The organism is Alcaligenes sp. Lyrl_28 (genome assembly GCF_051948705.1).
GTDB lineage: Bacteria > Pseudomonadota > Gammaproteobacteria > Burkholderiales > Burkholderiaceae_B > Alcaligenes > Alcaligenes ammonioxydans.
In genome coordinates this window covers 89,598-104,685 of record NZ_JAYJLG010000005.1, presented here as the reverse complement: position 1 = coordinate 104,685, position 15,088 = coordinate 89,598, and the positions used below count along the sequence as shown (strand labels likewise).

Sequence of the window (15,088 nt, the reverse complement as noted above, 5' to 3'; positions counted from 1 at the left end):
GGGCTGCGAAAGCGGGTCAGGCGCGGCCGGGATAGACCGGGCGGGCGCTGGAGCGGGATCACCCCTCCAGCGGCGACATAAAGACGATTTAGGCCGTCGTGGCTTCAGCTTCCTGCTGGGCGCTGGTGTGGCGGTTGACGGCGCTCAGGATTGCCAGGAAAGACGAGGTCACGATATCGGCGTGGATACCGACCCCGAAACCCGAGGGGCTGTCGCCGATACGCATTTCCACGTAAGTGGCGGCGCGGGTCTCAGCGCCCGAGCCGATGGCGTGCTCGTTGTAGTCCATGATCTTGATCGCCAGGTCCAAGGCATTCACAAAGGCAGAGATCGCGCCTTCGCCCGAGCCTTTCAAGGTGCGTACCTGGCCGTCGTGCTCAACATCCACCTCAATGGTGAATTGCTGGCCACTGTCGGCATGAGGCTGGCTGATGATGTTGTGCTTGAGCAGCTTGTAGTGTTTTTTGCAGTTCAGGTACTCAGACTCGAAAATGCCGTATACGTCGGCCGGTGTCACTTCCTTGCCGGTGGAGTCGGTCACGCGCTGAATGGCGCGGCTAAATTCGATTTGCATGCGACGTGGCAAGACCAGACCGTGTTCCTGTTCCAGCAGGTAGGACACCCCTCCCTTGCCGGACTGGCTGTTGACGCGGATCACCGCATCGTAGCTGCGGCCCAGATCGGCCGGGTCGATGGGCAGGTAAGGCACTTCCCAGAGCTCGTCGGATTTTTGCTGGGCCAGGCCCTTTTTGATGGCGTCCTGGTGGGAGCCGGAGAACGCGGTAAAGACCAGATCACCGGCGTAAGGGTGACGTGGATGGACTGGCAACTGGTTGCAGTACTCGGCGGTGCGGCGCACTTCGTCGATATCGGAGAAGTCCAGCTCAGGGTCCACACCCTGGGTGTACAGGTTCAGGGCCAAGGTGACCAGGCAGACATTGCCGGTACGCTCACCGCTACCGAACAGGCAGCCTTCAATACGATCCGCGCCAGCCATTACGGCCAGCTCAGCTGCTGCCACGGCAGTGCCACGGTCATTGTGCGGGTGTACGCTCAAGGTGACGTTGTCGCGTTGTTCCAGATTGTTGTGCATCCATTCGATCTGGTCGGCGTACATATTGGGCGTGGTGGCCTCAATGGTAGCGGGCAGGTTCAAAATAACGCGCTCGTCCTTGGCCGGACCCCAGGTCTTGACGACGGCGTTGCACACATCCAGGGCAAATTCGGGCTCGGTGGTGCTGAATACTTCGGGCGAGTACTCGTAGCCCCATTGGGTTTGCGGGTACTTGGCCACTTCGTTTTTGACCAGACGCGTGCCGGTCAAGGCAATTTCCTTGATCTCGTCTTTACTCAGGTTAAAGACAATCTTGCGAAAGGCAGGAGCGCAGGCGTTGTACAGGTGAATGATGGCGCGCTTGGCTCCTGCGGCCGCCTCGACCGTGCGTTTGATCAGGTCTTCACGCGACTGCGTCAGCACAATGATGGTGACGTCGTCGGGAATGCGGTTCTCGTCAATCAGCTTGCGAACGAAATCGAAGTCGGTCTGCGACGCGGAAGGGAAACCGACCTCGATTTCCTTGAAACCGATTTTGACGAGCTGCTCGAAAAAGCGCAGTTTACGAGCCACATTCATGGGTTCGATCAAGGACTGATTGCCATCGCGCAGGTCAGTGCTCATCCAGATGGGCGCTTTGGTAATGCGCTTGGACGGCCAGGTGCGTTCAGCAAAGTCGCGATCAAAGGCGACAAAAGGACGATACTTTTGAGAGGGGTTTTTCAGCATTGCCATGGGGATACCTGTCGGACAAAAAGTGTGGATTACTTCTTGCCGTCACCAGCGATTGCAGCATTTACGTAGGCCGGTGGCGGCACAAATGACGTAGATGTGGCTGAGTATTGGCTGCCGAACTGCCACGGGACACTAGGCCCGGCAACCGGACGCTAGTAGTAGCAGGCAGGATAGGCTGGAGACAGGGGCCGAAAAGCGGCCTTCACGCACGGAACGCGACAAGGCTGCTTCAGCGGCGGGGCTGAAACCTTGGCATGCGTAGGAGGATGGGCGTGCGTAAGTCATGACCGTAAGTCAAACACAAAAAAAACAGGAAGGCAAGCGTTACGCCTGCGGTTCATGGCGTTCGTAGTCGGCTTGAAGCAGGCGACTTTGCTGCTGAGCCAGTTCTATTTTGCCAAAGCGACCGGCACGCAGTTCGCGATGGGCGCGTTGTAAATCACCCACAGTCAACGGGCTGCGTTGGTCGGGCCAGGTCCATAAAATGACTTCCCGAGCCGGGCGGCTGAGGGATCGGGCCAGTTGGGCCACCGTAGCCTCGTCAATAATGCGTTGCTGGTTGCGTCGCATGACCGCTTGTACGAAGCCATACAAAAGATAGGCAATAATGAGGGTTATGACGCCCACGACCGTCCACCAGAAAAACGGGTTGTATTGCTTGATCAGCGCCAGGTTCTGAATGCTCAGGGCCTGCAGGCCGGAGTAATCCAGACCACGCCCAAAGCTGATAAGACGGTTGAGCAGGTCCCACCAGATAATGGCGACCACGATAGTGACTACGGTGCAGATAATAGTGGCCGTGGCGCACAGTTTGAACAGTGTGTTGCGCAGAGCCTGACTATCGTTGGCGGTGGGTGTCTGGGCGTTGTCAGTTTTCATGGAAACGATTGTACCTATGCTTACGCGTCAGTCACTAGATTTACGCCAGCAGCAAACGCTGGTTTTGACGCCGCAATTGCAACAGTCTATTAAAGTGTTGCAGCTATCGGGTGCCGAGCTGGAGCAGGAATTGGCTCAGGCTTTGCTGGAGAATCCGTTGCTGGAGCGTTTGGACGTGCAGGCGGATGTCGCCGCCGATCCATTGCCGGAAGCCGTTTCGGGTGAGGCGGAATCCTCGTGGGCGAGCCTGGAGTTTCCAAAGCATCTGGGCGACAAGGAGGACCCGGACTGGACGCCGGAGTCGGCCATGGATCAGGACCTGGTGGCTTACCTGGTCGAGCAGTTGGGCTTGTTGCGTTTGAGCGACCGTGACCGGGCCTTGGCGCAAATCTTGATCGAAGAACTGGACGATAACGGCTACCTGCCGATGTCACTGGACGAGGTGCTGGCGTGCCTGCCTGCCGAGCTGGGCATTGATGACAGTGACTTGCGCTGCGCACTGGCCCAGGTGCAATCCCTGGACCCCGCCGGTGTCGGCGCTCGGGACCTGTCTGAATGTTTGAGCTTGCAACTGCTGCACCAGGCCAGACAGCTCGAACCCGCCTTGCTGGAGTGTGCCCTTTATCTGGTGCGCGAGCATGTCAGCGTCCTGGCCTCTCCCAGCCAGTTGCGACAGCGTTGCGCTGGCCGTTATTCGGCTGAACTGGTTGAGCGTGCCCATCATCTGGTCTTGAGGCTGGACCCCAAACCGGGCCGTGCCTGGACGCAGAATGTCTCGGCTTATGTCGTGCCCGATGTGTTGCTGGTTCGGGGCAAGGACCGCTGGCAAGCGGCCCTCAATCCCTTGGCTGTGCCACGGCTGCAATTGGTCAAGCTGCACGACTATGACATCGAGACACACCCAGCCTTGTTGGCGGAACGGCAAAAGGCCACTGGCCTGCTGCGCAGTGTGAACAGCCGCTTTGTGACGATATTGCGGGTGGCGCAAGCGATTGTGCAAATGCAGCAGGACTTCTTTACCCAGGGCATTGCCGCCTTAAAACCCATGCAATTGGCGGATCTGGCAGCAGAGTTGGATTTGCACGAGTCCACGATCTCACGTGCGACGCGGCAAAAGTACATGCAAACCCCGCATGGCGTGATGGAACTCAAGCAGTTCTTTACCGTGGGCTTGAGCAGTACGGACGGCAAAGCCGATATGTCGGCCGCCTCGGTACGAGCCCAGATTGTGCAGATGATTCGCGAAGAGTCGCCTGCCAAGCCTTTGTCGGACCAGCAGATTACCGATCTTTTGCAGGCCCAGGGCTTGACGTTGGCACGCCGCACGGTAGCCAAGTATCGGGAGGCGGAAGGGTTGGCCCCGGCTTCACAGCGCAAGATGCGGGCAGCTGCCGGGGTTTAGCTGCGAGGGCCGCGTATCTGCCTTCGTGGGGCGATTGCGGTGACGATCCGGCGCTGACACGTGCTGGGCTGCCTCCTGCCAGACGCATGCCGGGGCGTTTCCTAGCTGAACAGCCAGGGCTCCTGCCGTTTGCGCTTTTCCTCGTAGGCCTGGATCATTGCCTGCTTTTGCTCGGTGATGCTGATGTCATCCAGGGCCAGTAGCAGACGGCGTCGGCGTTCGGGCTCCACGTGGAAAAGGATGGGTGGTTGGGGGCCGCTCAGCGTGCAAGCCTGTAGATCCACTGTCCATTCATCCCAGGGATGACGGGCGACGGTGGCAAACAGGGCGTCTACCTGAGCGGTACTGAGCGTTATGGGTAATAAGCCATTTTTAAAGCAGTTATTGCGGAAAATGTCGGCAAAAGAAGGCGCAATCAGTACGACAATGCCCAAATCCTTCAGCGCCCATACCGCGTGCTCGCGGCTGGAGCCGCAGCCAAAGTTCTCCCGTGTCAGCAAAATACGCGCTCCTTGCGCACTGGGCTGATTCAGGCAAAAACGGCTGTTCGGCTCGCGTTCGGCCCGTGGTTTGCCCGGATAGCCGATGTCAGCGTATCGCCAGTTGTCAAAGGCATAAGGGCCAAAGCCGGTGCGTGACAACGAGGTCATATATTGCTTGGGCAAAATGGCATCGGTATCCACATTGGCGCGGTCCAGTGCAATCAGGCGCGAGCGTACGGACGTAAATGCGGTGTTGAGGCTCATGGGGTCTCCCAATGTCGGATATCAACCAGGTGGCCCGCAATTGCGGCTGCGGCGGCCATGGCCGGACTCATCAGGTGGGTGCGCCCCAAGGCGCCCTGCCGCCCTTCGAAATTGCGGTTGGAGGTGGAGGCGCAGCGCTCGCCCGGCTTTAAGCGATCCTCGTTCATGCCCAGGCACATGGAGCAGCCTGGCTCGCGCCATTCAAAACCGGCTTGCATGAAAATCTGGTCCAAGCCCTCTTGCTCGGCCTGACGACGCACCAGACCCGAGCCGGGGACCACCAAGGCTTGCAGCACGGTGCTGGCCACGCGCTTGCCCTTGACCATGGCGGCCGCACTGCGCAGATCCTCAATGCGCGCATTGGTACAGGAACCAATAAACACCCGGTCTATGGCGATACCCGCCAGCGGCTGGCCGGCCTGCAAAGCCATATAGTTCAATGCGCGTTGCGCATCAGCTTGTTTGCCCGTGGCGGCGGTCAAGGGGTCAGGCACACGCTGGTCGATGGCCAACGCCATATCGGGGGAGGTTCCCCACGTAACAGTGGGGGCGACCTGCGTGGCGTCGATCTGCAAGTGCTGATCGTATTGGCAGCCCTCATCGCTGACCAATGTGCGCCAGTACGATTCCGCCTTGTTCCAGGCTTCGTCTTTCGGTGCCAAGGGACGACCGCGCACATAGTCCAGAGTCTTGTCGTCCACAGCGACCAGGCCAATACGGGCACCCGCTTCGATCGCCATATTGCACAAGGTCATGCGCCCTTCCATCGACAAGGCGCGGATGGCAGGGCCGGTAAATTCAATGGCACAGTCCCGCCCGCCATCCGCGCCCAGGCGGGCAATGATGTGCAGGATCAGATCCTTGGCGGTGCTGGTGGCTGGCAGTTCGCCTTGCACATCTACTTGCAGGCTGCGCATGCGTTTTGCGGCCAGACATTGCGTGGCCAGAACATGCTCCACCTCGGAAGTGCCAATGCCAAAGGCCAAGGCCGCAAATGCGCCATGCGTGCTGGTATGGGAATCGCCGGCCACGATGCTGGAACCGGGCAAGCTCATGCCCTGTTCGGGTCCGATCACGTGGATGATGCCTTGGCGCTCGTCATCCAGCCCGAAGTAGCGCAGCCCAAACTCCCGGCTGTTGATCTCCATCTGGTCAATTTGCGCCTGGGCCAGGGGGTCTGCCAGACGCTGATTGCGGCGACGAGTGGGCACGTTGTGGTCGACCGTGCTCAGTGCGGTTTCCGGGCGACGCACGTGACGCCCGGCCAGACGCAAACTCTCGAAGGCTTGCGGACTGGTGACTTCGTACAACAACTGGCGGTCTATGTAGATCAGATCATGCTCATCGTCTAACGCTGCCACGCGATGTGTATCCCAGAGCTTTTGAAACAGGGTGCGGGCGGGGTTCATGACGGGGACACCTTCAAGGCATAAGCCGGGCCGGCTTTGTGCAGACGACTCTGAATAGGCTCGTGGGTCAGGGCGGCGATTTCTTCAGCCAGTGCTTGCAGCTTTTCCAGATTCAAACCGGTTTCCACGCCGCTGATCTGGAACATATGCGCCAGATCTTCCAGGCTGGCATTGCCGCTGGCACCCGGGGCATAAGGGCAGCCGCCCAAACCGGCCAGTGCTGCATCGAAACGACGCCCTCCTTCGCGGTACGCCGCCCAGGCATTGGCCAGCGCCAGACCGCGGGTGTCATGAAAATGGCCGGTGACGCCCTGCTCGCCATACAGGCTCAAAGCGGCTTGGGTCAGGCGCTCTACATCCACGGGCGAACCCATGCCGGTGGTATCGCACAGGCTGACGGAGCTGGCCCCCATACGCTGTACTTCTTGCATCAAGGCAATCACGTGTGCAGAGGCGACGGAGCCGCTAAAGGGGCAGCCAAAAGCGGTGGACAGGGACACGTTGACGGGCGTGTTGCCCGCTGCTTCCAGGACCTGCTCCAGCTGGGCCAGTGATTGCGCAATCGTCATGCGCAGATTGGCCTGGTTATGTGCTTCAGAGGCCGAAAATACAAAGTTCAGCTCATCCATACTGGCCGCTAAAGCCCGTTGCGCACCGCGCAGATTGGGAACCAGGGCGGTGTAACAGACGTGAGGGCCGCGTGCGGTCAGGCTGGCCAGCTCGTCGGCATCCGCCAGGGAGGGAATGGCTTTGGGCGAGGTAAAGGATGTCAGCTCGATCTTGCGCACGCCGCATTCAGGCAGGGCGTGCGCGATACGCAGCTTGTCCGGGGTAGGCACCCAGCGCGGCACGATTTGCAGGCCGTCACGCAAGGTGACGTCGCTGATCAATACGGTACTCATTCCACGATTCCTTGTTCACGCAGTGTTCGGCAGCGCTCCGGGCTCATGCCCAGTTCTTGCAGGATGCTGTCCGTGTGTTCGCCCAACTCCGGCCCCAACCACTGGGTGGCGCCGGGGCTGCGGCTGAGCTTGGGCACGATGCCGGGTATGGTCAGTTCCTGGCCGTCCTCCAATGTGTGTTTTTCCAGCATGCCGCGGGCCTGGTAGTGTGGGTCATTCAGAATGTCGGCAGCAGTGTAGATGCTGCCGCTGGGAACTTCGGCCTGCTCCAATGCCGTCAGCACGTCGGTCAGGCTGCGAGCGCCGGTCCAGTCGCCAATGGTCTGGTCCAGCATGGCGCTGTGTTCCACGCGTCCGGCGTTGTCCGACAGACGTGGGTCGCTGGCCAGATCGGGGCGGCCCATGGCCTGCATCAGGCGAATGAAGATGGCATCGCTATTGGCCGCAATCACCACCCACTTGCCGTCACCGGTAGGATAGGTGTTGGAGGGGGCAATGCCGGGCAGGCTCGCTCCGGTGCGTTCGCGTTGATGACCGTTCAGTTGATAGTCCGGAATCAGGCTTTCCATGATGGCAAAGACCGATTCGTACAAGGCCACATCAATCATTTGGCCCTGCCCGCCTGACTGATGCAGATGGTGCATGGCCAGCAGCGCCCCAATGGTGCCGTACAGCGAAGCCAGCGTATCGCCCAGGCTGACACCGGCCCGTACGGGAGGACGATCCGGGTAGCCGGTGCCATAACGCAGGCCGCCCATACATTCTGCGATGGCTGCAAAGCCGGGGCGCCGGTGATAGGGACCGTCCTGCCCGTAGCCGGAGACGCGCACCATGATCAGGCGCGGGTTCAGTGCATGCAGTGTTTCCCAGCCCAGACCCCAGCGTTCCAGCACGCCGGGGCGAAAATTCTCAATAACGATATCGCTTTGCAGGGCCAGTTCACGGGCAATGTCCTGGCCTTCGGGCTGGCGCAGGTCCAGTGCAATGGAACGCTTGTTGCGGCTTTGCACGCGCCACCACAGGGAGGTGTCCTTGTGCAGTTGCCGCCAGCGGCGTAGCGGGTCGCCCTTGCCGGGCGGTTCAATCTTGATGACATCGGCCCCGAATTGGGCCAGCAGGCTACCGGCATAGGGGCCGGCAATCAGTGAGCCCAGCTCCAGGACTTTGATGCCTTTGAGCGGGGGGGCGGTAAAGCTGTTTTTATCCATTTCTGTTTCCTCCAATGATTGATTCTGGAATAGAAAAAGAAAGTGGAAAAGCAATGAAATATTATGCTGCCATCGTAAAAAACGTGGATGGAAGATAAATAAAAACCCGCATGAAGCGGGTCTTTATTTAAAGTGTTCTGGGAAGCCAAAGAATAATATCGGGAAAGATGGTCAGAATAATAATGGCCAGAATTTCCAATGCTACAAAAGGCAAGGCTCCTCGTGTAATTTGCTGTAGCGAGATCTGTGGTGCAATGCCCTTGATGACATACAAATTCAATCCGACAGGAGGGGTAATGACCGCCATTTCGCAGGCGATAATCATGACAATCCCAAACCACAAAGGGTCATAACCCAGAGCCACAATAACCGGCAATAAAACAGGCGTGGCAATCAGAATCAGGGAGACAATATCCAGGAACATGCCGACCGCAATTAAGAACAGCAGCACGAACAGCAAAATAAGCCAGGCCGGCTGAGACGAAGCCGTAATTAAGGACACCAGCTTTTGCGGAATCATCAGGCGCGTCATGATATAGCCAAATAGCAGCGCCGCAGCCAGAATGAGCAGGATCATGCCACTGGTCACCGCAGTGGAGCGCAGAATTTGCAAGGCGACGCGCCAGTTCATTTCCTTGTAGGCGATGGCGATGATAAAGGCGCCCGCAGCACCAATGCCTGCTGCTTCTGTTGGCGTGGCAATACCCATGTAAATCGTGCCCAGCACCAGCAGGATCAGCAGCGCGGCGGCCCAGATGTCTTTCAGGGCAGTCAGCTTCTGAGTCCAGGTGACGACTTCGGCATTGCGGGGAGCTGCTTCGGGTTTGAACACCGCAACCAGCGCTACATAGATCACCATCATGATGGTCACCATCAATGCAGGCAGCAAGGCGCCAATGAATAGTTTGCCGATGGACTGGTCCGCCATTTCGCCATAGAGCACAAAACCGATGCTGGGTGGAATCAGCAGGGCCAAGGCACCAGCGGCGGCAATTGTTCCGCCCGACAGGCTAGGCGAGTAACCGCGCTTGAGCATTTCAGGAATGGCAAAGCGACCAATCGTGGCGGCCCCCGCTACGCTGACGCCGCTCATGGCACCGAAAACGGCCGAGCTGCCCACACTGGCTACAGCCAAACCACCGGGTAAACGGTTCAGCCACAGGTAAAACAGTTGATAGAGCTTGCCGCCAATGCTGGTGCGCGCGATGACCTCGCCCATCAAAATGAACAGCGGGATGGCGATCAGGGAATAGCTGGCCATGCCGCGGTGCAAGGTGGCAGGAATCACATCCAGGCCGGCTAGACCGGACTTCATCAGAATGCCGGAAATGCTGGCCACACCCAGTGCGGCAAAAATGGGGGTACCGATAACCATCAGGATGGCAAAGCAGGCCATCATCAGGCTGAAAATGAGCATGGAATCCATGTCAGAACTCCTTGATGCTGTCGTTGGATTCCACACTGTCCGGGATGAACAGTCGGCGCAGGGTTGCCAGACCCAGCAAGGTGCCACCTAGCGGGATCATGCCGTACGCGATCCATAGGGGGAAACGCAGCATGGAGGCCGAGCGATAGTTGCGGGCAAGGGCGGTTTCTACCACCGACATCCCGGCCCACAAGAGCACCAGGCAGAAAAACAGAATGCACAGTTGCGAGATGCAGGTCGCCAGACGCTGGCCGCGCGGTGAAAAGCGCATGTGGAAGGCCTCGACACTGACGTGGCGGTTCTCCAGATGGACCCAACCTACGGATAACCAGGAGCAGACCAGTAGCAGGTACACGCACACTTCGGTGATGTAGATGCTGGGACTGTTAAAGACATAGCGAGCTATCACGCCGTAGGTGCAGGCAAGCATCAGGGCGGCGAGGGCCACTTCGGCAAGCAGAATGGCAAGCCGATTACTGCCGCGCGCAAAGGCGCCCAGAAAATGAATAAGTGGATTCATGGTGTCTCCCCACGCGCAAGGCGCGCCGGTGCTGGGCACGGCGCGCCGTCACGTGTGATCAGGGCTGGCGGGTTTTTTCGATCAGTTCCAGATAGGCTGGGCCGTTCTCAACCTGCTTGCTCCATTCTTCAATGGCGGGGCGGGTCTGTTCACGCATCTGGGCCAGTTGGGCCGGCTCGACACGATTGATAGTCACCCCGGCTTGTTCGTAGCGTTGCAGAGCCTGGTCTACAAAGGCATTGACGCGCTCAAACTGCTCCTGGTCTCGCTGCTGGGCAGCCTTGATGAGGATCTCCTGCAGATCAGCGGGCAAGGACTCCCATTTCTTGCGATTGATGGCGAGCACCGAAACGTCGATGCCAAAGTTGGCGATGGACAGGTGCTTGGCCACTTCGTACAGATTGCGTCCAATGCCCGTCAGCAAGGGGCGCGGGGTGGCGTCGATCACGCCACGGTCAAAAGCCAGATAGAGTTCAGACGAGGGCATGCCGGTGGGCGAGCCCCCCAGCAATTGCAGTGCGCGAGCGTCCATGGAGCTGGTCGAGGCCCATACTTTGCCTTTGACGTCGGCAGCCGAATTGATCGGTGCCTTGCGGCTGTAAAACTCGTACGGGTCCCAGGGCGCCAGGCCCAGCACCACGGCATCATGTGTATCGCGCAGTTCCTGCTCGGCACCCAGCTTGAACAGGCCCTGGTCCAGAGCCCGCTTGAGGTGGGCGGTGCTGTCAAAGAGGAACGGCAGGGTAAAAATGTTGAGCGCGGGCACCGTGCCGCTGGGGTAGGTGCTGGTCATGTTGACCATGTCCACGTCGCCGCGGGACAAAGCGGGCAGTTCCTCGTAACCGTCAAACAGCTGGCCGGAATGGAACACATTGATCTTGATTCGGCCCTGGCTTTCTTTCTCGACGGTCTGGACGAAATTCTCGATGGGTTTCCAGGCGTACTCGTAGGCCGGCGGCAAATAGGTTGAAAAGGTCAGTTCCACTTCCTGGGCGTGGGCTGGCGAACTACCCAGCGCCAGGGTGCAGGCGGCCAGAGCCGCTGTCAGGGCTTTTTTCATGTATGTCTCCTGTGGTTTCTTTTTTGTTTCGTGTTTAAAGCGTGTGCAGATGAGCGATCAAGCCTGCAGAGGGCAGCACTTCGGCGTATTTGCTGGCCATGTCGATCAGATTGCTGCGGTGTTGGGCTGCCGAGCGGTCCGCTACCGCATCTTCAGCCACGAACGGGGCAAATCCTGACTGCAGGCTGTCCACCACACTGGCGCGCACGCAACCGCTGGTCGTCGCACCTGCCACTATCAGCATGTCGCAGCCTTGATGGGCCAGCAGGGCGGACAACGGCGTGCCGTAAAAGGCGGAGGCCTGTGTTTTGTGCAGGATGATGTCTTGCTGGGGGGCGTAGTCCAGTCGGGGGTCCAGCTCACAGGCTGGCGAATCACGCAGCAGGCAGCGCAAGGACGAGGCCTTGCTGAGCCACAGATTGGCGTCGGCCAGGTGGGTTTCATAGCCGATGATGGTGAATATCACGCGGCCTTTGCCGCGCATGGCGCCAATCAAGCGGTTGGTCTGTTCGATCTGGCTGTCACAGTCCGAGGCCAGCGGCGTCAAGCCGGGCTCGGTAAAGCCACGTTGAAAATCGATAACGAGTAAAACCGGCTGGTGCCCCATGGGCAGGGTGCCATCAAAGCCCCCTTTCAGATTGTCGCTGTCGCGCATCGTGTCTGTCCCCTCACTTTATTTCTCTGACTTGGATAATCAGGTTCCGTATTATTGACCTAGTCTGTCATCGCTATTGGTGTGAGTACAGCGTCAAATTGCGATGGTGCTATCGCGATTGATGATGGTAGAGCGCTTGTCGGCCTGCCTCTCCTAGGATGGAATACTGGCTTATGAACATTGATCCCAAATCTTTGCGGCTGTTTTTACTGGTGCTCGAACGGGGCACCATTTCGGGGGCTGCCGAGCAGTCTCACATTGCCCCTGCTGCCGTCAGCAAACGTCTGAGCGATCTGGAACAGCAGTTGGGCGCCGCCCTGATCGAGCGCAGCAACAAGGGTGTCTATCCCACCGCGGCGGGTAAATCGCTGGCCGCCATGTCCCAGCGGTTGCTGGACGATATGGACGCCATGGGCGCGTTAATGCGAGATTTTGCCGGGGGGGCGACCGGGCATGTGCGGATTGCAGCGAATCTGTCGTCGATTACGCAGTTCTTGCCGCAAGCCCTGAGCTCTTTCATGGCACGCCATCCCAAAGTGCGGGTATCCCTGGAGGAGCGGATCAGTGCCGGGGTGGCGCAGGCGGTGGCGGACAATAACGCCGATCTGGGGGTTTTGATTCGAGGCGTGGACAGCGCCGAGGTGGAGTATTACGATTATCGGCAGGATGAGCTGGTTCTGCTGGTGCCTGCCCGCCATCCCTTGGCCGACCGGCCCGAGCTGGCCTTTGCCGACACACTGGATTTTGACTATGTCGGCATGCACACCGGTAGTCATCCCAATCTTTTGCTCTTGCGCGCGGCCAGCGAGCTGGAACGTACCTGGCGTTGCCGCGTCCAGGTCACCAGTTATGACGCTCAGTGCCGCATGATTGAGGCCGGCCTGGGCATTGGCGTACTGCCTCGTTCCGTGGCCGAATCCTACGTACAGAGTCTGGGTCTGGCCATGTGCGTCATTCGGGAGCCGTGGACGCGCCGCCGGGTTGCCTTGTGCGTACGCAGCCGCTATAGCCTGTCCCCTGCTGCCCGCCTGCTGATGGACCACCTGTTGCAAAATTGATGCGTTTTTTCCCGCCTTGAGTCCGGTGGGCACTGCCCGGTAGCAGGCCGTTCCCAGGAGGCACAGAACGTTCAGGTGTTCTTAATGAGAATGACTCTTGATCTTTTTGCGGTTCTTGATAATAATGGTTCTCATGTTTATCTGCATATGTAACGCAATCACCGAGCGTCAAGTACAAGAAGCAGTACGAGGCGGCGCTTCCAGTCTGGCAGACCTTCAAGGTCAGCTGGGCGTGGCGTCGTGCTGTGGCTGCTGCGCGGAGACGGCTCAGGACTATTTACCGGGTGGGCGCTATGCCAATCAAGCCATGATTGCCAGCCTCGAAACCGCCCGGGTGGATTCGGCTGCCAACGACAGCCTGATCCCTGTTCCCGAGTTCGGCCGCCTTGTCTGTCGCGCTTAAGCGCGTGATTTCAATCAGGATTGTCGCTTCCCGCTCTTCGTAGTGGGAATGATTGTTGTTAGTCCTGTTACTAACCCAAAAGTGCAACGCTTTCTGGGTGCCTGTCCCTTTTTTAAGCCATTGCCCTCGAGTGCATGGTAGCCTGTCACCTTCATCCCCCACCCCGATTTTGACTGCGTCGCACCTGCTTGTGATAGCGGCAGTGAGGTCTTGTGTGGGGGCTGGGCGCGTCCTTGGGGGGAGCGCCGTCAGATTTACAGGAGAACAGCATGTTTGGCGATAAAGTGGTAATTCAGCATTTGAACAAGCAGTTAAAGAACGAGCTGACAGCGATTAATCAATACTTCTTGCACGCTCGCATGTTGAACCATTGGGGCTTTAACAAGCTGGGCAAACACGAGTATGACGAATCCATCGGCGAGATGAAACATGCCGATATGCTGATCGAACGTATCTTTATGCTCGATGGCCTGCCTAACCTGCAGGATATGCACAAGATCATGATCGGCGAGAACGTGCCTGAAGTGCTTGGCTGTGACTTGAAGCTGGAACAGACAGCGCGTCAGACGGTGGTAGAGGCCATTGAGTACTGTGAGTCCGCGCGTGACTATGTCTCTCGTGATCTATTTTTGAAGATTCTGGACGACACCGAGGAACACATTGACTGGCTGGGCACGCAGTTGGAACTGATCGAGAAAGTGGGTCTGCAAAACTACCTGCAATCGCAGATGGGCGATCACGACGAGTAAGTCTGTGCTGAACGCGCAGGTCACAAAAAAAGCACCCGTCAAAACGGGTGTTTTTTTATTGCCGTTTCAGGAGCCGGAGTCGGTCTTGAACCTGGAGCGTCGGGGCGCGCTGGTCGTAATAGCCAGCAGCCGTCAGCGATCAGCGTGTCCTTAAAAGGACTTGCTCGGACAGCCGGGCACCTTGCCCCAGGCATTGTTGGGACCACAGTACTTGTTCCGGGCTTCCCAGGAGCAGCTGGGGCGATCGAAAAAGCCTTTTTTGCTACAGGCATTCAACTCTTGCTGCAATTGCGCCTGCCAGGCCCCGCCATTATTGCTGGCAATCTGGATATCTTGTGGCGGGGGTGGCGGGGGGGTGCCAACCTCCACCGGCTGAATCGCCTCGGCATCACCCAGGTTCACCCGGGCGATTCCCTGCAGCTCCCGATTCTGCTCGGACATGGCAATCTGAATGGCCTGCTCCAGGGAAATGGATGTGGTCGCCAGCGCAATGGGCGGTTTTTCTTCGGTAAGCGTCGAGGTATCGATTTCCCAGGCAATAGGCGTGGGCTCCTCGGGTACCCCTAAGCGGCCATTGACCAAAGGTTGTGGCGGCTGGGCGGTAAAGGGCTTTCCATCGGCATCAAGCGTAGGCAGATCGGATGGATCAGGCGCACTGACGACCATGGATTTTTCAGGGCCGTGCGCGATGAGCCAGTTCCCCAGTTCCAGGCCGCCCCACACTGAAGCACCTGCGGCCAGCAGCAAGACAGCAATGATAAAACGCCAGGGCATAAGCGATGTCTCGGTTTTGAATCAGGGGCGATCCGGTCAGCCGGATGCGCGTTATTAAAAGAATAGAGCCGTCATTGTAGCGAACTGTCGGCTCTGCTCTTGTGACAG

Annotated in this window: 15 protein-coding genes; 4 read left to right on the top strand and 11 right to left on the bottom strand. The window is 58.6% G+C overall.

From position 1 onward, the window contains the following. Positions 1-88: 88 nt before the first annotated feature. Both leuA and VF694_RS12780 read right to left on the bottom strand, forming a co-directional pair. Positions 89-1,783 (bottom strand): 2-isopropylmalate synthase, encoded by a 1,695-nt coding sequence (gene leuA / locus VF694_RS12785; RefSeq protein WP_207307440.1) that lies wholly within the window; start codon positions 1,781-1,783, stop codon positions 89-91. A gap of 330 nt (positions 1,784-2,113) precedes the next feature. Further along, on the bottom strand, positions 2,114-2,668 hold the full coding sequence (locus VF694_RS12780; RefSeq protein WP_003800519.1) for a hypothetical protein: 555 nt from the start codon (positions 2,666-2,668) through the stop codon (positions 2,114-2,116). 16 nt (positions 2,669-2,684) lie between these two features. On the opposite strand from VF694_RS12780, the gene rpoN reads away from it, so the two are divergent. Then, complete coding sequence (gene rpoN / locus VF694_RS12775) at positions 2,685-4,070, top strand: RNA polymerase factor sigma-54 (protein ID WP_240209186.1); 1,386 nt, start codon at positions 2,685-2,687, stop codon at positions 4,068-4,070. 101 nt (positions 4,071-4,171) lie between these two features. On the opposite strand, the gene leuD is transcribed toward rpoN, so the two are convergent. The 8 genes from leuD to VF694_RS12735 form a co-directional block, all read right to left on the bottom strand. After that, positions 4,172-4,816 (bottom strand): 3-isopropylmalate dehydratase small subunit, encoded by a 645-nt coding sequence (gene leuD, locus VF694_RS12770; RefSeq protein ID WP_003800516.1) that lies wholly within the window; start codon positions 4,814-4,816, stop codon positions 4,172-4,174. Continuing rightward, the gene (gene leuC, locus VF694_RS12765; protein WP_003800514.1) at positions 4,813-6,225 is read right to left on the bottom strand and encodes a 3-isopropylmalate dehydratase large subunit; all 1,413 of its coding nucleotides are present in this window, start codon (positions 6,223-6,225) and stop codon (positions 4,813-4,815) included. The genes leuD and leuC overlap by 4 nt, the downstream gene beginning before the upstream one ends. Further along, entirely contained in the window at positions 6,222-7,127 is a 906-nt protein-coding gene (locus VF694_RS12760) for a hydroxymethylglutaryl-CoA lyase (RefSeq protein ID WP_059318380.1), read from the bottom strand. Before VF694_RS12760 ends, leuC begins: the two co-directional genes overlap by 4 nt. Beyond that, on the bottom strand, positions 7,124-8,335 hold the full coding sequence (locus VF694_RS12755; RefSeq protein WP_003800509.1) for a CaiB/BaiF CoA transferase family protein: 1,212 nt from the start codon (positions 8,333-8,335) through the stop codon (positions 7,124-7,126). The genes VF694_RS12760 and VF694_RS12755 overlap by 4 nt, the downstream gene beginning before the upstream one ends. A 127-nt stretch (positions 8,336-8,462) precedes the next feature. Then, entirely contained in the window at positions 8,463-9,761 is a 1,299-nt protein-coding gene (locus VF694_RS12750; RefSeq protein ID WP_003804965.1) for a TRAP transporter large permease, read from the bottom strand. A 1-nt stretch (position 9,762) separates the two neighbouring features. Next, positions 9,763-10,281: a TRAP transporter small permease gene (locus tag VF694_RS12745; RefSeq protein WP_003804964.1), complete on the bottom strand. Its 519-nt coding sequence runs from the start codon at positions 10,279-10,281 to the stop codon at positions 9,763-9,765. Positions 10,282-10,339: 58 nt separating this feature from the next. Beyond that, a complete protein-coding gene (locus VF694_RS12740; RefSeq protein WP_003804963.1) occupies positions 10,340-11,341 on the bottom strand; it encodes a TRAP transporter substrate-binding protein in 1,002 nt (333 codons plus the stop codon). 34 nt (positions 11,342-11,375) lie between these two features. Beyond that, a complete protein-coding gene (locus VF694_RS12735) occupies positions 11,376-11,996 on the bottom strand; it encodes an isochorismatase family protein (protein ID WP_440164513.1) in 621 nt (206 codons plus the stop codon). A gap of 173 nt (positions 11,997-12,169) precedes the next feature. On the opposite strand from VF694_RS12735, the gene VF694_RS12730 reads away from it, so the two are divergent. From VF694_RS12730 to bfr, 3 genes are all read left to right on the top strand, one after another. After that, positions 12,170-13,054, top strand: a complete 885-nt coding sequence (locus VF694_RS12730; RefSeq protein ID WP_440164511.1) for a LysR family transcriptional regulator — start codon at positions 12,170-12,172, stop codon at positions 13,052-13,054. Between the two features lie 133 nt (positions 13,055-13,187). Continuing rightward, positions 13,188-13,457 (top strand): (2Fe-2S)-binding protein, encoded by a 270-nt coding sequence (locus VF694_RS12725; protein ID WP_039944052.1) that lies wholly within the window; start codon positions 13,188-13,190, stop codon positions 13,455-13,457. 269 nt (positions 13,458-13,726) lie between these two features. Continuing rightward, positions 13,727-14,206, top strand: coding sequence for a bacterioferritin (gene bfr, locus VF694_RS12720; protein ID WP_003804958.1), 480 nt, complete (start codon positions 13,727-13,729; stop codon positions 14,204-14,206). A gap of 150 nt (positions 14,207-14,356) precedes the next feature. Here the strand turns inward: bfr and VF694_RS12715 are convergent, their stop codons facing one another. Continuing rightward, positions 14,357-14,980 carry a hypothetical protein gene (locus VF694_RS12715; RefSeq protein WP_003804955.1) on the bottom strand — a complete coding sequence of 208 codons (624 nt, stop codon included), beginning with the start codon at positions 14,978-14,980 and terminating at the stop codon, positions 14,357-14,359. Between the last annotated feature and the right edge of the window lie 108 nt (positions 14,981-15,088).